Source organism: Cupriavidus phytohabitans (assembly GCF_017815025.1).
In the GTDB taxonomy this organism is placed as follows: Bacteria; Pseudomonadota; Gammaproteobacteria; order Burkholderiales; family Burkholderiaceae; genus Cupriavidus.
Window position 1 is genome coordinate 72,903 of the sequence record NZ_JAGIQB010000016.1, and the last position, 15,898, is coordinate 88,800.

Genomic DNA, 15,898 nt, shown 5'->3' on the forward strand with positions numbered 1-15,898 from the left:
CAGGGTGGGCGGCTAGTTGACCTCGCCGGCATCGATGGCCCGCATCGCCGCAGCCTCGGCCAGCGCTACGGCCGCTTCCTGCGTCGGCGCATCGCCGGCGATGGCCTCGTAGGTCGGGCCGGCCGGCTCGCCAAAGGCGTCGGCAATGCGCATCTGCCCGGCGAAGCCGCCTGCGGCATTGGGCACCGCGCTGGCCACGACCAGATAGCCCCCGTACTCGAATTGGCGTTCCATGGCAGCTCCTTACGCCCGGTTCACGCCGGCAGCTTGGCCGCCAGCACCTCCAGCTTCTGGATCGGCGGCGTAGCCATGAACAACTCCGGCGCCTTGGCCATCAGCGCGGCGGCAACCTTGCCGGCCAGGTGCGCCTCGCGCGCGGATTCATCGGCAAAGGCATCGAAGATGCCGAACATCGACGGCCCCACGCGCAGCGCGAACCAGGCCGTGGTACCGGTCTCCTGCTGCACCAGCGCCAGACCGTCGCGCAGGAACTGCTCGACTTCCTGCTCCTTGCCGGGCCGCGCCTCCAGCGGGACCCACAGGCCAAGCTTTACCATGATGCGCCTCCGGATCGATTCTGACGCATTTCACTATAGGCCAGCCACGGCGCACACCCGCCCCGCGGCGCAGGTTCAGGCAGGCGGCAGCGCGCCCTCGCCGCTGGCGCCGAACACCTGCGCCTTGAGCTTGGCCAGCTGGTCGCGCACCTGTGCCGCCTGCTCGAACTCCAGGTTGCGGGCATGGTCGAGCATGAGCTTTTCCAGCCGCTTGATTTCCTTCGACACCTGCTTCTCGCTCATGTCTTCGTAGCGCGCCTGCTCCTGCGCGGCCTGCAGCTCGGCCTTGGCATCGCTGGCGTTGTACACGCCGTCGATGATGTCCTTGATGCGCTTGACCACGCCGCGCGGAATGATGCCGTTGGCCTCGTTGAAGGCCATCTGCTTGGCGCGGCGTCGCTCGGTCTCGCTGATGGCCTTCTGCATCGAGTCGGTCATGCGGTCGCCATACAGGATGGCGGTGCCATTGACGTTGCGCGCGGCGCGGCCGATGGTCTGGATCAGCGAGCGCTCAGCGCGCAGGAAGCCTTCCTTGTCGGCATCCAGGATCGCCACCAGCGAGACCTCGGGGATATCCAGGCCCTCGCGCAGCAGGTTGATGCCGACCAGCACGTCGAAGGTGCCCAGGCGCAGGTCGCGGATGATCTCGACGCGCTCCACGGTGTCGATGTCCGAGTGCAGGTAGCGCACCTTGACGCCGTTCTCGGACAGGAACTCGGTCAGCTGCTCGGCCATGCGCTTGGTCAGCGTGGTCACCAGCACGCGCTCGTTGACCTCCACGCGCGCGTGGATTTCCGATAGCAGGTCATCCACCTGCGTGGTCGCCGGACGCACGATGATAGTCGGGTCGACCAGCCCGGTCGGGCGCACCACCTGCTCCACCACCTGCCCCGCATGCTCCTGCTCGAACTGCGCGGGCGTCGCGCTGACGAACATCACCTGCCGCATCTTGCGCTCGAACTCGTCGAACTTGAGCGGCCGGTTGTCCAGTGCCGACGGCAGCCGGAAACCGTACTCGACCAGCGTGGTCTTGCGCGCGCGGTCGCCGTTGTACATGCCGTTGAGCTGGCCGATCAGCACGTGCGACTCGTCCAGGAACATCAGCGCATCGGACGGCAGGTAGTCAACCAGCGTCGGCGGCGGCTCGCCGGGGCGCGCGCCGGACAGATGGCGCGAATAGTTCTCGATGCCCTTGCAGAAGCCCAGCTCCGAAAGCATTTCGAGATCGAAGCGGGTACGCTGCTCCAGCCGCTGCGCTTCGACCAGCCGGTTTTCCTTGTGGAAGAACTCCAGCCGGTCGCGCAGCTCGTCCTTGATCGCCTCGATCGCGCGCAGCACGGTCTCGCGCGGCGTCACATAGTGGCTCGACGGATAGACCGTAAAGCGCGGGATCTTCTGTTTCACGCGGCCGGTCAGCGGATCGAAGAATTGCAGGGATTCCACTTCGTCGTCGAACATCTCCAGCCGCACCGCCATCTCGGCATGCTCCGCCGGGAAGATGTCGATGGTGTCGCCGCGCACGCGGAACGTGCCGCGCTGGAAATCGGTCTCGTTGCGGGTGTACTGCATGGCAATCAGGCGCGCGATCACGTCGCGCTGGCTGATCTTGTCGCCGGCCCGCAAAGTGAGAATCATCTGGTGGTATTCGTTCGGGTTGCCGATACCATAGATCGCCGAGACCGTCGCCACGATCACCGTGTCGCGGCGCTCCAGCAGGCTTTTGGTCGCCGACAGCCGCATCTGCTCGATATGCTCGTTGATCGACGAGTCCTTCTCGATGAACAGGTCGCGTTGTGGGACGTAGGCCTCAGGCTGGTAGTAGTCGTAGTAGCTGACGAAATACTCGACCGCGTTGCGCGGAAAGAACTCGCGGAACTCGGCATACAGCTGTGCCGCCAGCGTCTTGTTGGGCGCGAACACGATCGCCGGCCGCCCCAGGCGGGCGATCGTGTTGGCCATGGTGAAGGTCTTGCCCGACCCGGTCACGCCCAGCAATGTCTGGTAAGACAGGCCGTCCTCCACCCCCTCCACCAGCTGGCGGATCGCCTCCGGCTGGTCCCCGGCGGGCGGGAACGGCTGGTACAGCTGGAACGGGGAGCCGGGAAATGTGACGAATTTGCTTTCGTCCAGGGCCGGCGCGGCTTCTGCAAGGTTCGACATAGGGGGCGGAATAGCGGGAAGAGGTAATAAAGAAGTAACGAAAGAAGTGAGGGCGAGATTAGGGAAAAACCTCAGGAAAACGGGCGGATACGCTAGAATCTTGGGGTTGACAGCCCCCGGTTCAAGCCGCCTCAAGCCGTTCCCAACGGCGTGGGGCCGATTCCGCCCAGAACGGAATGGGGGCCTGCCAGCCGCCAGCGCAGTCCGGAGCATTCTACGCCTTCCCGTTTTCTTTCATTGCCGACCACGAGATTCCAAATGAGTTTGTTTTCTGCCGTCGAGATGGCCCCGCGTGACCCAATCCTGGGCCTCAACGAAGCCTTCAATGCCGACACCCGCGCCACCAAGGTCAACCTGGGCGTTGGCGTGTACTTCACCGACGAAGGGAAAATCCCCCTGCTGCGCGCCGTCCAGGAGGCAGAAAAAGCCCGTCTGACCACCGCCACCCCGCGTGGCTACCTGCCGATCGAAGGCATCGCCGCCTATGACCAGGCCGTGCAGACGCTGCTGTTCGGCAAGGAATCGCCGCTGATCACCGAAGGCCGCGTGGTGACGGCCCAGGCACTGGGCGGCACCGGCGCGCTGAAGATCGGCGCCGACTTCCTGAAGCGCCTGTACCCGGACGCCAAGGTCGCCATCAGCGACCCGAGCTGGGAAAACCACCGCGCCCTGTTCGAGGCCGCCGGCTTCCCGGTCGTCAACTACGCCTACTACGACGCTGCCAGCCACGGCCTGAACTTTGCCGGCATGGTGGAATCGCTGAAGTCGTACCCGGCCAACACCATCGTCGTGCTGCACGCCTGCTGCCATAACCCGACCGGTGTCGACCTGTCGCCCGAGCAGTGGAAGCAAGTGGTGGAACTGGTCAAGGAACGCAACCTGATCCCGTTCCTGGACATGGCCTACCAGGGCTTCGCCGACGGCATCGACGCCGACGGCGCCGCCGTGCGCCTGTTCGCCGACTCCGGCCTGCCCTTCTTCGTGTCGAGCTCGTTCTCGAAGAGCTTCTCGCTGTACGGCGAGCGCGTGGGCGCGCTGTCGATCGTCACCACCGGCAAGGAAGAAGCCCAGCGCGTGATGTCGCAGGTCAAGCGCGTGATCCGCACCAACTACTCCAACCCGCCGACGCACGGCGGCACTGTGGTCGCCACCGTGCTGAACAGCCCGGAACTGCGCGCCATGTGGGAAGAGGAGCTGGCCGAGATGCGCGACCGCATCAAGCTGATGCGCCATGCGCTGGTGGACAAGCTGGCCGCCAAGGGCGTACCGGGCGACTTCTCCTTCGTCAAGGCCCAGCGCGGCATGTTCTCGTACTCGGGCCTGACCTCGGCCCAGGTGGACCGGCTGCGCAACGAACACGGCATCTACGCCGTCGGCACCGGCCGCATCTGCGTGGCGGCGCTGAACAGCCGCAATATCGATGCGGTTGTCGATGCGATCGCAGCGGTGATGTAACGCTGCCGGCGTTGCTGCAGGGCAACGCACCGTGACTGGCGTCAGGATCACATGGCGTCCCAAAAAAAGCGGCCTCGGCCGCTTTTTGCATTTGTTTTCAGTCTTGTAGGACAGTGTCATCCAAAAATCAGGCGAATGCCTTATTGTGTTCCGCAGATGGGGAAGTACCTTAAGGTATATGCTGCAAAGCAAGATCGTTAGCACGGTCGTTCGAGAACGGGCATAATCCGCGACGATCCCCAGGTGTATTGTCAGTACATTAGTACTTGGTGGTACGTGACCCAAAGTAAGACCAGGCAGAAACGGCATGCTCTACCAACTGCATGAGTTCCAGCGCTCGATCCTCCACCCGCTGACCGCGTGGGCCCAGGCGACCGCCAAGACTTTCACCAATCCCCTCAGCCCGATGTCGCTGGTGCCCGGAGCCCCCCGACTTGCGGCGGGCTACGAGTTGCTGTACCGGCTCGGCAAGGAATACGAAAAGCCCGCGTTCGACATCAAGTCGGTCCGCTCCAACGGGCGCGACATCCCCATCGTCGAGCAGTCCGTGCTGGAAAAGCCGTTCTGCAAGCTGCTGCGCTTCAAGCGCTATGCCGACGACCCGGAGACCATCAAGCTGCTGAAGGACGAGCCGGTGGTGCTGGTGTGCGCGCCCCTGTCGGGCCACCATGCCACGCTGCTGCGGGACACCGTGCGCACGCTGCTGCAGGACCACAAGGTCTACGTGACCGACTGGATCGACGCGCGCATGGTGCCGGCTGAAGACGGCGCCTTCCACCTGTCGGACTACATCTACTACATCCAGGATTTCATCCGCCATATCGGCGCCGAGAACCTGCACGTGATTTCGGTGTGCCAGCCGACCGTGCCGGTGCTGGCCGCGATCTCGCTGATGGCTTCCGCCGGCGAGACGACGCCGCGCACCATGACGATGATGGGTGGCCCGATCGATGCCCGCAAGAGCCCGACCGCGGTCAACTCGCTGGCCATCAACAAGTCGTTCGAGTGGTTCGAGAACAACGTCATCTACACCGTGCCAGCCAACTACCCCGGCCACGGCCGCCGTGTGTACCCGGGCTTCCTGCAGCATGCCGGCTTCGTGGCGATGAACCCGGACCGGCACCTGTCCTCGCACTATGACTATTACCTGAGCCTGATCGAGGGCGACGCCGACGACGCCGAGGCGCATGTGCGCTTCTACGACGAATACAACGCGGTGCTGGACATGGCCGCCGAGTATTACCTCGACACCATCCGCGAAGTGTTCCAGGAATTCCGCCTGGCCAACGGCACGTGGGCCATCGATGGCAAGCCGGTGCGGCCGCAGGATATCAAGGACACCGCGCTGATGACGGTGGAGGGTGAACTGGACGATATCTCGGGCGCGGGCCAGACCGCCGCCGCCCACGACCTGTGCAGCGGCATCCCGGAAAACCGCAAGCAGCATGTAACCGCGCCGCATTGCGGCCACTACGGGATTTTCTCGGGCCGGCGCTGGCGCGAGGACATCTATCCGGACCTGCGCGATTTCATCCGCAAGTACCACCAGCCCGCGGCGAAATAACGCTGCCGCAGACAGGACAACGCCCGCAATCGCGGGCGTTTCTGTTTATGGCGCGCTCTCGGGACAGCAGGAGCGCTTCAGGTAGCAGAGCAGCATCTCGGTATGCAGCTCGGCAAAGCGCTCATGCTCGTGCTGCGAAGCCACATCGCGGCCGGTCACGGCGCTGATGGTGTAGCGGTTGGACAGCACGTAGTAACCCAGCGCCGAGATCGTCAGGTAGAACTGCGGCACGTCGATGTTGTCGCGGAACACGCCCTGCTGCTGCCCCCTGTGGATCACATCGGCCAGCACGTCCACAACCGGGTTGATCAGTTGCTGCAGCTGCGCGGATTTCTTCAGGTGGCGGGCTTCGTGCAGGTTCTCGCTGTTGATCAGGCGGATGAACTCGGGGTGCTGGTAGTACCAGTCCCAGACAAAACGGGCCAGCGCACGCACGCCCGCGATCGGATCTTCGTCGACCAGGTGCAGCTTCTCTTCGGCGGCGCGGAATTCGGCGTACTGTTTTTCCAGCACGGCCAGGAACAGCCCTTCCTTGCTGCCGTAGTAGTAATACAGCATGCGTTCGTTGGTTTCCGCGCGCCGGGCAATCTGGTCGACGCGGGCGCCGGCCAGACCACCCTTGGCGAATTCCTCGGTGGCCGCAGCGAGGATGCGTCGGCGCGTCCCTTCGGGGTCGCGTTTGGTCTTGGTCTCTGTTGACATGGATGGCAGGTCGATCGTTGCGCGGATTATGGCACACGCCGGAATGCGGCAGTCCGGCTGCGCGACGCGCATCATCCCCGTTTCTGTCCATTGGCGAAATCGGGGATAATCCTTGCGGCGCGAGGGCTCGAAGAAGCCCGACCGGCCCGCTGACGCCTGCCGGTGATGGGTTTCGCGGGACTATTGTGCCCGCCCTGGGTGTTTCCCGGGCCGCGACTATGTCGCCAAGCACGCACAACGCCGCATGTGTCCCATAAATGTCCAGTTCTGTTCTGATCCGGTTTGTCTCCTGAATTCCAGCCTGTTGTCGTGAACACCGCCGTCAAGTCCCTTGCCGACCGCATCGAGGCGCTGCTACCCCAGACCCAGTGCACCAAATGCGGATTCAACGGCTGCCGCCCGTACGCCGAGGCCATGGCCGCCGGCACAGCGGCCAGCAATCGCTGCCCGCCAGGTGGCGCGGAGGGGGTGCGCCGGCTGGCCGGGGCGCTCGGCGTCGAACCCATGCCGCTCGACCCCGAACGCGGCACCGAACAACCACGCGCGCTTGCGCTGATCGACGAGAGCCTGTGCATTGGATGCACTCTTTGCATCCAGGCATGCCCGGTCGACGCCATCGCCGGTGCTGCCAAGCAGATGCACACGGTGATTCCCGAACTGTGCACTGGATGCGACCTGTGCGTGGCGCCCTGCCCGGTCGACTGCATCGCCATGGTCCCGGTCAGCGGTGACCGCACCGGCTGGGACGCGTGGTCGCAGGACCAGGCCGATGCGGCCCACGAACGCTACCTGGCGCGCCGGGCCCGGCTGGTGCGCGAGCGCGAGGAAAACGACGCGCGCCTGGCTGCCAAGGCTGCGGCCAAGCTGGCCGCGGTGCAGGCCGAAGCCCCGCAGGACGACGCCGAGCGCGCCGCGCAGGAACGCAAGCGCGCCATCATCCAGGCCGCGATCGAGCGCGCTCGCCAGAAGCAGCAGGCCGCGCGGCCGCGCAATACGGAAAACGTCTCCCCCGCCGTTCAGGCGCAGATCGATGCCGCCGAAGCACGCCGCGCGCGCGCCGGCCTGACCGAGCCGGCCGTCGGCCCCGACGCCAAACCCGACCCGGAACAACAACAATGAACGCCGCCAAGTGCCGTGCCATTTTCGAGACGCTGCACGAAGTCAACCCGGCCCCGACCACTGAGCTGGAATACAGCTCGCCGTTCGAGCTGCTGATTGCCGTGCTGCTGTCGGCGCAGGCTACCGACGTCGGTGTCAACAAGGCTACGCGCCGGCTGTTCCCGGTCGCGCACACGCCGCGGCAGATGCTCGACCTCGGCGAAGCCGGGCTGGGCGAATACATCAAGACCATCGGCCTGTACAAGACCAAGGCGAAGCATGTCATCGAGACCTGCCGCATCCTGGTCGAGCGGCACGGCGGCAAGGTGCCGCCCGACCGCCAAGCGCTTGAAGCGCTGCCGGGCGTGGGCCGCAAGACCGCCAACGTGGTGCTCAACACAGCTTTCGGCGAGCCCACCATCGCTGTGGATACGCATATCTTCCGGGTCGCGAACCGCACCGGGCTGGCACCCGGCAAGAACGTGCAGGTGGTCGAGCAGAAGCTGCTCACGTGCGTGCCGCATGAATTCCTGCACGATGCGCACCACTGGCTGATCCTGCACGGCCGCTACGTGTGCAAGGCGCGCAAGCCGGAATGCTGGCACTGCGTGATCGAGCCGCTGTGCGAATTCAGGGAAAAGACGGAAGCGCCGCAGTTGTAAGCGACTTGGCGGCGCGCCTTAGTCCGGCTCGCGCGCCAGCACCATGGCCAGTTGCAGCGCCGTGCGTGCCACCACCTCGACGTCGGGCGTGTAGCCCTGTCCGATCCAGCGCAGCGCGACGTGGATCACCCCGCCCGCCACGCCCGCGGTCAGCAGCGGATCGAGCTGCCGGCCCGGCGGCAGCAGCGCTTGCGCCAGCAGGCCGCCAAATTCGCTCAGCGAATCCGCCAGCGCGCCATCGACCAGCTTGCTGACGCCGCGGATCTCCACCAGGAACACCCGCGCCGAACGCGGCTCGCACTGCAGGGCCCCGAAATAGGCGCGCAGCATCGCCAGCGCCCGGTTGGCGCCGTCGCCGCCTGCCACCTCCCCGGCGCGGGCCAGTGTCTGCAGCAAGCGGTGGGTGACAGCCTGGAACGACGCCAGCAGCAACGCCTCGCTGTTGGGGAATGACTCGTAGAAATAGCGCTCAGTCAGGCCGGCGGCTTCGCACACGGCCTTGACCGTGGCGTTCTGGTAGCCACGCTCGCCATAGACCTGCACCGCCGCGGCAATCAGCTGGCCCCGGCGCTGGGTGCGCCGTTCTTCGGCTGCGGCGCCGCGGTAGCGGCGTGCGGGAGTGAGGTCGGTGGTCATGCGCGCCATTATGACATTCCCTATTGTCAGATGCCTTGTCATATCGCTTCTGACAATCTATGTTGTCAGAAGCGCCACTCGCCCGGATGCCCGACATGACCGCCCCCCGTCCCGATGATGTCGTCCTGGATGTCCTGATCGTAGGCGCCGGCCTGTCCGGCATCGGCGCCGCGCGCCACCTGCAGATGCGCTGCCCCGGCAAGCGCTACGCCATCCTGGAAGCCCGCGACGCCATCGGCGGCACCTGGGACCTGTTCCGCTACCCCGGCATCCGCTCCGACTCGGACATGTACACGCTGGGCTACCGCTTCAAGCCCTGGCGCGGCGCCAAGGCCATCGCCGACGGCCCGTCGATCCGGGCCTATATCCACGAGACCGCCGACGAAGCCGGCATCACGCCGCATATCCGCTTCGGCCACAAGGTCGTCAGTGCCGCGTGGGACAGCACCGCGGGCTGCTGGACGGTGGAGGCCGAGCGCACGGCGGATCACAGCCGGTTGCGCCTGCGCGCCCGCTTGCTCTATATCTGCGCGGGCTATTACAGCTATGCCGAAGGCCATCGCCCGGCCTTTGCCAACGAGGAAAAGTTCCGCGGCCGCATCGTGCATCCGCAGTTCTGGGACGAATCGCTCGACTACAGCGGCAAGCGCGTGGTGGTGATCGGCAGCGGCGCCACCGCCGTGACGCTGGTGCCGGAGATGGCAAAGCGCGCCGGGCACGTGACCATGCTGCAACGCTCGCCCACCTACATCGTGACGCGCCCCGCCGAGGACGCGATCGCCCACAAGCTGCGCCGCCTGCTGCCCGAGCGGCTGGCCTACGGCGCCACGCGCTGGAAGAACGTGCTCCTCGGCATGATGTTCTTCCAGCTGGCGCGGCGGCGGCCGGAGCGCACCAGGGCACGGCTGATCGGGATGGCCGCGGCACAGCTGGAGCCGGATTTCGATGTCGCGACGCATCTCACGCCCCGCTACAACCCGTGGGACCAGCGCCTGTGCCTGGTGCCCGATGGCGACCTGTTCGGCGCGATCCGCGACGGCCGTGCCACGGTGGAGACCGATACCATCGAACGGTTCACCGAAGACGGCATCGTGCTGGCCGGCGGCAAGACGCTCGCCGCGGATATCGTGGTCGTGGCCACCGGGTTGAAGCTGAACATGCTGGGCGACATCGCGGTCAGCGTCGACGGCGAGCCGCGCCGCCCCGCCGAGTCGTTCGCGTACAAGGGAATGATGCTGAGCGGCGTGCCCAACCTGGTACTCGCGTTCGGCTATACCAACGCCTCGTGGACCCTCAAGGCCGATCTCACCGCCGAGTACGTCTGCCGCCTGCTGCGCCATATGGACCGGCATGGCCACCGCGCGGCCATGCCGCGCGCGCCCGCCGGCATGCAACCCACACCGTTCCTGGATTTCACTTCGGGCTATGTGCAACGCGCCGCCACCGTGCTGCCCCGTCAAGGCGACCGCAAGCCATGGCGCGTCTATCAGAACTACCTGAAAGACATGCTGACGATCCGGCACGGGCGCATCGCCGACGGCGTGCTGCAGTTCGATGTCCCGACTTCCTCCGCCCATGCTGGCCATCCTCATCGCGACAGCCAGGGCGCCACCGAAACCAATGCCGTGCCGGCCGTTGCCGCCAGCGAGGTGCAATCGTGACCATCGCCCTGACCATCGCCGGCTTGCTGGTCGGGCTGCTTGTGGTACTGGGCACCGCGCTATGGCTGTACACGCTGCGCACCGTCCGGCGCATCGAGGCGGCAATGCCGCCGCGTGGACGCTTTGTCGATGTGCCCGGCGCGCGGCTGCACGTGGTCGAGCGCGGCCAGGGGCCCGCCGTGCTGCTGGTGCACGGCCTGTCGGGACAGCTGGAGAACTTCGGCTACGGCATGATCGAACCGCTCGCCCGCCACTTCCGCGTGATCGCCGTCGACCGCCCAGGCGCGGGCCACTCGACGCGCGTGGCAGGCACCGCGGCGGATTTGCCGGCACAGGCCAATGCGCTCGCAGCGCTGTGCGACCAGCTTGGATTGGAGAAACCGCTGGTGGTTGGCCACTCGCTCGGCGGCGCGATCGCGCTGGCACTGGCCATCCACCATCCCGGGCGCGTCGGCGGCCTGGCGCTGATCGCGCCGCTCACCCATCCGCCCAAGGCGATTTCGCCGGTATTCCAGGCGATGACCGTGCCGGGCGCATTGCGCCGGCTGCTGGCGTGGACACTGGTGGTGCCGATGTCGGAACGTCGCCGCGAAGAAGTCATGGATATCGTGTTCGGTCCCGACCCGTTCCCGCTCGACTTCCCGACGCGGGGTGGCGGCCTGCTGGCGCTGCGGCCGTCCCATTTCCTCGCCGCTGCCGAAGACCTGACCGGTGCCGCCCGAAGCCTGCCGGCAATGCTTCCGCATTATGGCTCGCTGCGCGTGCCGGTGAGCGTGCTGTACGGCCGCGATGACCGCATCCTTGATTTTGCCGAACATGGCGAAGCGCTGGTTGCCAGGGTGCCTGGCGCCACGCTGGCGCTGGTAGACGGCGGCCATATGCTGCCGGTGACCGCCATCGACACCTGCATCGACTTTGTGCGCGACGCCGCCGCGCGGCTGCATGCCCCGGCCGCCGCCCCGACGCAGTTCGCCTGACTCACGCTGACTCACGGATCCCTGCCATGGCCACCCCGACCGCCTCCAATCCCTACAAACAGGATTTCATCACCGCGTTCCGGGCCGTCCGCAAGCTGCTGGCGAACGGCAACGACACCGAGCAGGTGTTCCGCATCATGCGCGCGCTGAACGGCCCGTCGATGCCGCGCAACTTCGGCCGCCTGCTGTCCACGCCCGATGGCAGGCGCATGGTCTACCAGCGCATCGAACTGGCGGAGCGCCTGTCCGATCCCACCTATATCGCCGGCTTCGGTCCGGGCACCGTCGGCGCGGCATATCGCGCGTTCCTGGAAAAGACCGGCTACAGCGCGGACGGGCTGGCCAAGGTTTCCAACCTCGACCAGGAGCCGGTCATCGAGGACGCATACATGTGGTTTGGCCGGCGTACCCGCGATATCCACGACATCTGGCATGTGCTCACCGGCTACCGCGCCGACGAAAGCCTTGGCGAAGCCGCGCTGGTGGCGTTCAGCTACGCGCAGACCGGCGGCAAGGGATGGGCGTTCATCGCCATCGCGGCGTCGCTGAAAAGCCTGCGCGTGACCGGCAGCCTGGCGTTTGCGCGCGCCGTGCTGGAGGGTTACCGGCTGGGACGCCGCGCCGGCTGGCTGCTCGGCGAGGACTACGAAAGACTGTTGCACGAACCGCTCGACGCTGCCCGTGCACGGCTCGGCATTGCCGAGCCCGGACGTTACCTCGCCTGCAATCCCGTCCAGGAATGGACTGCCTGAGATTGCGGCGCACCAAAAAAAAAGCGACCTCATGGGTCGCTTTTTCTATTCCCGGCGCCACTGGCGCGCGGCATCTTCAGACGATGCGGCAGGCTTCGTCGAACGACAGGCGCGGCAGGCGCGGATGCAGCTTGTCGGCAATGCCGTAGCCCAGGTTGACCAGGAAGTTGACCGACCACTTGCCATCGGGGAAGAAGGCCGCGTTGACCTTGTCGGCGTCAAAACCGCCCATCGGGCCGCAATCCAGGCCCAGCGCACGTGCGGCCAGGATGAAATAGCCGCCTTGCAGCGAGCTGTTCATCAGGGCGTCGCGGGCGATCTTCTCATCGTTGCCGGCATACCAGGCACGCGCGTCGGCATGCGGGAACAGGCGCGGGAGCTGGTCGTGGAAGGCCTTGTCGAAGGCGATGATCGCGGTGACCGGCGCGGAGCGGGTCTTCTCGACGTTGCCGGCCGACATGCATTCCACCAGGCGCGCCTTCTCGGCCGCGCTCTTGACGAAGACGATGCGGGCCGGGCCGCTGTTGGCGGCGGTGGGGCCGAACTTCATCGCGTCATAGATCTGGTGCAGGACGGCGTCTTCCACGTGCCGGTCCTGCCACACGTTGTGGGTACGGGCCTCGGTGAACAGTTGCGCCAGTGCGGCTTGGTCGATCTGGGACATGCGGCTCTTTCCTATCCAAGAAATGTCAGAAGCCGCGATTCTACCCAAGGGCCAGGATGTGCCGCGCCAGCGTCTTTGACCGACCCGTTCAATTCTCTTGCATGTCGCCGCGGGCCGGCGCCGGCGCGCTGCTGCGCCGCGTGAGCCATAGCACGCCGACCAGGATCAACCCGCCGCCCAGCGCCTGCGTACCGCCGATATGCTCGCCCAGCAGCAACGCCGCCAGCATCACCGTGACCACCGGCTCGAGCGTCGACAGCATCGAGGCCTGCGCCGCGCCGAGCCGTTGCAGCCCGGCGAAGAAGGTCAGGATTGCCAGCACCGTCGACAGCAGCGCGATCGCCGCCAGTGCCAGCCAGCCGCCAGCGCTGGCGGGGAACTGCGGCGGCACGCCCGCGCCAAGGCGCAGCAGGCCAACCGCGCCGTAAACCAGCGCGGCCGCAGTGCAGATCACCGTGGTCGTGGCAATCGGGTTGACGCCGGCGGTCACGCGCGCGCCGACGATGATGTAGACGGAATAAATCACCGCCGCCGCCAGCCCCAGCGCGACGCCCAGGGGCGAACCCTCGCCCCCGCCCACCGTCAGCCCTGCGCCCGCCGAGCACAGCACCAGCGCGATCACGGCCGCCGTGGTCAGCCGCTCTTTCAGGAACACCGCGGCCAGGATCGTCACGAACAGCGGGTACAGGTACAGCAGCAGCGCCACCAGGCTGGCCTGCGCATGGTTCAGCGCGCTGAAAAAGCAGAACGACTGGCCGACATAGCCGATGCCGCCCATCGCCGCCAGCGCCAGCACACGCCGCCACGGCGGCAGTCCGATGCCGCGCGTGCGCATCACCCACGCCAGCGCCACCGCCGCCAGCACGAAACGTACGAACAGCAGGCCGTAGACGTCGGCACCGGCCGCATAGGCAAAGCGCGCAAAGATCGCCATGGCGCCGAAGGCGCTGGCCGACACCGCGATCAGCAGCACCCCGGCGAGCTTGGCGCGGGCCTGTTCCTGGGCGGTGGTGGAGACGGAAGCGGTCATGAAGGCTGCGAGAAGTCGGCGATCCCGCATTTTACTTGGCGCCGCCGGTGCGGCAGCGCTCGCCGCGGCCCTCGTTTACAATGGCGCCACCATGTTTAATCCCTCACGAGAAGAAGTCCGCCGTTTCTTCTGCGAAGCCTGGCAGAAGCAGATCGCGGGCAGCGTGCTGACGCCGCTGGAAGTCATTGCCGCCGACTGGATCGGCGAGCATCCCGAGTACCACGACCTGCTGCGCGACACCGAAGGCGCGCTGGCGCAGGACTACACCCCCGAGCAAGGCCAGACCAACCCGTTCCTGCACCTGGCGATGCACCTTTCGATCTCGGAACAGGTCTCGGTAGACCAGCCACGCGGCATCCGCGAGGCTTACGAGGCGCTTGCGCGCCGGCTCGATTCGCCGCACGAGGCCCAGCACCAGGTGATGGAATGCCTGGGCGAGATGCTGTGGCAGGCACAGCGCAGCGGCCTGCCACCGGACGGCGACCAATACGTCGACAGCGTGCGCCGGCGCGCGATGCGCTGAGCGCGTCACTCCAGCCGGCTGCCAATCGTCTGCGTGCCGGCTGCGTACATTTCGTCACAACCCGTTTTCTACCGCATGGTAGGCTTTGCGGGTTCCGAAATTTCCCAATGCCGCGCGCGCCGATCAAGCCGCGCCCGCGGTGCCCTGGCATCATGTCCCGATTGACCCTGCCCCGCCGGCTGCTGGCTGCCAGCCGCGCCGTCGCCCCCCTCTGCCTGTCCCTGGCACTGGCCTGGCCCTTGGCCGGCCACGCTGGCGTGGCGCTGCTGCAGCCGCCGCGCGTGATCGACGGCAACCAGCCGCTGACGCTGACGCTGGTGGTCAGCGCCGACGGCGCGACGCGCCGTTACCGGATCCCCGATACGCTGGAAGTCAGCGCGTCGAGCGAAATGCAGGCGCCGGTACGGCTGGTGCTGTGGCGCGAGGTATCCGGACCCGCCATGGTCAACCTGCGCCGCGGCGAACACCGCGCCATCCGCTACACCGCGACCCTGCCGCCGCAATTGCGCGGCCAGGTGCGGCTGGATGCGACCGGCATCGACGCCGCGCCGGTGCTGGTCACGCTGAACCGGCTGCCACAGCCGGGCGAGGCGGTCACCGCCGCCCCGCCCGCGGTAGCCGCTACGCCGGGGTCGGCCGGCGAAGCCGCGGAGGCGACCCCGGTTCCCGTCACGCCGGTGACCAGCGCAAGCGCCACCGCCCCGGCGCCGGCGGACCTGCGCGACAGCGCGCGCCTGTCGTTCTACGATCCGATGTACTTCACCGTCGGCGCGCACGATGGCGCCAACGCGAAGTTCCAGTTCAGCTTCAAGTACCGGATCTTCCAGGGCGAAGACCCGGCATCCAAAAGCCTGTTCGACAACCTCTATCTCGGCTTCACCCAGTTCTCGCTGTGGGACCTGTCGGAACAGTCCAAGCCGTTCCGCGATACCAACTACCGGCCGAGCCTGTTTTACTACCTGTCGGACACCGGCGTGCGCAATCGGGCCATCAGCCGGCTGTCGCTGGCCGCCGGCGTGGAGCACGAATCCAACGGCCGCAGCGGCGACGAGTCGCGCAGCATCAACACCGTGTTCGTCAAGCCGACGTTCTACTTCGGCGACCAGAACGACTGGCACTGGCGCGTCGCGCCCAAGCTCTATGCCTACGTGGAAAAGGGCGACAACCCGGACATCGCCCACTACCGTGGCTATATGGACCTGGGCATCGCCTATGGGCGTCCGGATTCCTGGGAGTTCTCCGCCACGCTGCGCAAGGGCACACGCAAGTGGTACGGCAGCGTCGATGCGCAGGTCACCTATCCGTTGGCGCGGCTGCTGCCGGGCACCGCGGGTTACCTGATGGCGGGTTACTTCGTCGGCTACGGCGAAAGCCTGCTCGACTACAACCACAAGCTGCCCTGGCAGTTCCGCATCGGCTACGCGCTGTCGCGCTAATGCCCCTGCCGCCGCTGGCTT

The 15,898-nt window shown here is 66.5% G+C and carries 16 protein-coding genes; 9 read left to right on the forward strand and 7 right to left on the reverse strand.

The features are described 5' to 3' along the window. Nucleotides 1-12: 12 nt before the first annotated feature. The 3 genes from J8I34_RS13485 to uvrB all read right to left on the reverse strand — a co-directional run bounded on the left by J8I34_RS13485 (nt 13) and on the right by uvrB (nt 2,717). A complete protein-coding gene (locus J8I34_RS13485) occupies nt 13-234 on the reverse strand; it encodes a hypothetical protein (protein WP_029046863.1) in 222 nt (73 codons plus the stop codon). A gap of 20 nt (nt 235-254) precedes the next feature. Beyond that, nucleotides 255-557 (reverse strand): putative quinol monooxygenase, encoded by a 303-nt coding sequence (locus tag J8I34_RS13490; RefSeq protein WP_029046862.1) that lies wholly within the window; start codon nt 555-557, stop codon nt 255-257. A 75-nt stretch (nt 558-632) separates the two neighbouring features. Next, nucleotides 633-2,717 carry an excinuclease ABC subunit UvrB gene (uvrB, locus tag J8I34_RS13495; protein ID WP_029046861.1) on the reverse strand — a complete coding sequence of 695 codons (2,085 nt, stop codon included), beginning with the start codon at nt 2,715-2,717 and terminating at the stop codon, nt 633-635. Between the two features lie 258 nt (nt 2,718-2,975). On the opposite strand from uvrB, the gene J8I34_RS13500 reads away from it, so the two are divergent. Further along, nucleotides 2,976-4,172, forward strand: a complete 1,197-nt coding sequence (locus J8I34_RS13500) for an amino acid aminotransferase (RefSeq protein ID WP_029046860.1) — start codon at nt 2,976-2,978, stop codon at nt 4,170-4,172. Between the two features lie 307 nt (nt 4,173-4,479). Next, entirely contained in the window at nt 4,480-5,736 is a 1,257-nt protein-coding gene (locus J8I34_RS13505; protein WP_029046859.1) for a polyhydroxyalkanoate depolymerase, read from the forward strand. 45 nt (nt 5,737-5,781) lie between these two features. Here J8I34_RS13505 and J8I34_RS13510 read toward each other — a convergent pair whose 3' ends face one another. Next, nucleotides 5,782-6,438: a TetR/AcrR family transcriptional regulator gene (locus J8I34_RS13510; protein ID WP_029046858.1), complete on the reverse strand. Its 657-nt coding sequence runs from the start codon at nt 6,436-6,438 to the stop codon at nt 5,782-5,784. A gap of 309 nt (nt 6,439-6,747) precedes the next feature. Between J8I34_RS13510 and rsxB the strand changes: the two genes are divergently transcribed. Both rsxB and nth read left to right on the forward strand, forming a co-directional pair. Next, nucleotides 6,748-7,557 carry an electron transport complex subunit RsxB gene (gene rsxB, locus J8I34_RS13515; protein ID WP_209806245.1) on the forward strand — a complete coding sequence of 270 codons (810 nt, stop codon included), beginning with the start codon at nt 6,748-6,750 and terminating at the stop codon, nt 7,555-7,557. After that, the gene (nth, locus tag J8I34_RS13520; RefSeq protein ID WP_209806246.1) at nt 7,554-8,198 is read left to right on the forward strand and encodes an endonuclease III; all 645 of its coding nucleotides are present in this window, start codon (nt 7,554-7,556) and stop codon (nt 8,196-8,198) included. Before rsxB ends, nth begins: the two co-directional genes overlap by 4 nt. Before the next feature lie 18 nt (nt 8,199-8,216). On the opposite strand, the gene J8I34_RS13525 is transcribed toward nth, so the two are convergent. Beyond that, nucleotides 8,217-8,843: a TetR/AcrR family transcriptional regulator gene (locus J8I34_RS13525; protein WP_209806247.1), complete on the reverse strand. Its 627-nt coding sequence runs from the start codon at nt 8,841-8,843 to the stop codon at nt 8,217-8,219. 86 nt (nt 8,844-8,929) lie between these two features. Here J8I34_RS13525 and J8I34_RS13530 point away from each other — a divergent pair, with 86 nt between their 5' ends. The 3 genes from J8I34_RS13530 to J8I34_RS13540 are packed head-to-tail and all read left to right on the forward strand — an operon-like array spanning nt 8,930 to nt 12,224. Further along, nucleotides 8,930-10,495 carry a flavin-containing monooxygenase gene (locus tag J8I34_RS13530; protein WP_209806248.1) on the forward strand — a complete coding sequence of 522 codons (1,566 nt, stop codon included), beginning with the start codon at nt 8,930-8,932 and terminating at the stop codon, nt 10,493-10,495. Next, nucleotides 10,492-11,472 (forward strand): alpha/beta fold hydrolase, encoded by a 981-nt coding sequence (locus J8I34_RS13535; protein WP_209806249.1) that lies wholly within the window; start codon nt 10,492-10,494, stop codon nt 11,470-11,472. Before J8I34_RS13530 ends, J8I34_RS13535 begins: the two co-directional genes overlap by 4 nt. Nucleotides 11,473-11,498: 26 nt before the next feature. Next, nucleotides 11,499-12,224 (forward strand): Coq4 family protein, encoded by a 726-nt coding sequence (locus tag J8I34_RS13540; RefSeq protein ID WP_029046852.1) that lies wholly within the window; start codon nt 11,499-11,501, stop codon nt 12,222-12,224. Nucleotides 12,225-12,300: 76 nt separating this feature from the next. Here the strand turns inward: J8I34_RS13540 and J8I34_RS13545 are convergent, their stop codons facing one another. After that, nucleotides 12,301-12,888: a malonic semialdehyde reductase gene (locus tag J8I34_RS13545; protein ID WP_209806250.1), complete on the reverse strand. Its 588-nt coding sequence runs from the start codon at nt 12,886-12,888 to the stop codon at nt 12,301-12,303. A gap of 88 nt (nt 12,889-12,976) precedes the next feature. Next, nucleotides 12,977-13,918, reverse strand: coding sequence for a DMT family transporter (locus tag J8I34_RS13550; RefSeq protein ID WP_209806251.1), 942 nt, complete (start codon nt 13,916-13,918; stop codon nt 12,977-12,979). 91 nt (nt 13,919-14,009) lie between these two features. Here J8I34_RS13550 and J8I34_RS13555 point away from each other — a divergent pair, with 91 nt between their 5' ends. After that, on the forward strand, nt 14,010-14,441 hold the full coding sequence (locus J8I34_RS13555) for a DUF1841 family protein (RefSeq protein WP_209806252.1): 432 nt from the start codon (nt 14,010-14,012) through the stop codon (nt 14,439-14,441). A 152-nt stretch (nt 14,442-14,593) separates the two neighbouring features. Continuing rightward, on the forward strand, nt 14,594-15,877 hold the full coding sequence (locus tag J8I34_RS13560; RefSeq protein ID WP_029046848.1) for a phospholipase A: 1,284 nt from the start codon (nt 14,594-14,596) through the stop codon (nt 15,875-15,877). Nucleotides 15,878-15,898 lie beyond the last annotated feature (21 nt).

What these genes read in the sequence shown, in the direction of transcription:
- J8I34_RS13500 (WP_029046860.1), top strand. Translation starts at nt 2,976, where the DNA reads ATGAGTTTGTTTTCTGCCGTCGAGATGGCCCCGCGTGACCCAATCCTG.
- nth (WP_209806246.1), top strand. Translation starts at nt 7,554, where the DNA reads ATGAACGCCGCCAAGTGCCGTGCCATTTTCGAGACGCTGCACGAAGTC.
- J8I34_RS13550 (WP_209806251.1), bottom strand. Translation starts at nt 13,918, where the DNA reads ATGACCGCTTCCGTCTCCACCACCGCCCAGGAACAGGCCCGCGCCAAG.
- J8I34_RS13540 (WP_029046852.1), top strand. Translation starts at nt 11,499, where the DNA reads ATGGCCACCCCGACCGCCTCCAATCCCTACAAACAGGATTTCATCACC.
- J8I34_RS13490 (WP_029046862.1), bottom strand. Translation starts at nt 557, where the DNA reads ATGGTAAAGCTTGGCCTGTGGGTCCCGCTGGAGGCGCGGCCCGGCAAG.
- J8I34_RS13530 (WP_209806248.1), top strand. Translation starts at nt 8,930, where the DNA reads ATGACCGCCCCCCGTCCCGATGATGTCGTCCTGGATGTCCTGATCGTA.
- J8I34_RS13510 (WP_029046858.1), bottom strand. Translation starts at nt 6,438, where the DNA reads ATGTCAACAGAGACCAAGACCAAACGCGACCCCGAAGGGACGCGCCGA.
- J8I34_RS13560 (WP_029046848.1), top strand. Translation starts at nt 14,594, where the DNA reads ATGTCCCGATTGACCCTGCCCCGCCGGCTGCTGGCTGCCAGCCGCGCC.
- uvrB (WP_029046861.1), bottom strand. Translation starts at nt 2,717, where the DNA reads ATGTCGAACCTTGCAGAAGCCGCGCCGGCCCTGGACGAAAGCAAATTC.
- J8I34_RS13505 (WP_029046859.1), top strand. Translation starts at nt 4,480, where the DNA reads ATGCTCTACCAACTGCATGAGTTCCAGCGCTCGATCCTCCACCCGCTG.
- J8I34_RS13545 (WP_209806250.1), bottom strand. Translation starts at nt 12,888, where the DNA reads ATGTCCCAGATCGACCAAGCCGCACTGGCGCAACTGTTCACCGAGGCC.
- J8I34_RS13485 (WP_029046863.1), bottom strand. Translation starts at nt 234, where the DNA reads ATGGAACGCCAATTCGAGTACGGGGGCTATCTGGTCGTGGCCAGCGCG.
- J8I34_RS13525 (WP_209806247.1), bottom strand. Translation starts at nt 8,843, where the DNA reads ATGGCGCGCATGACCACCGACCTCACTCCCGCACGCCGCTACCGCGGC.
- J8I34_RS13555 (WP_209806252.1), top strand. Translation starts at nt 14,010, where the DNA reads ATGTTTAATCCCTCACGAGAAGAAGTCCGCCGTTTCTTCTGCGAAGCC.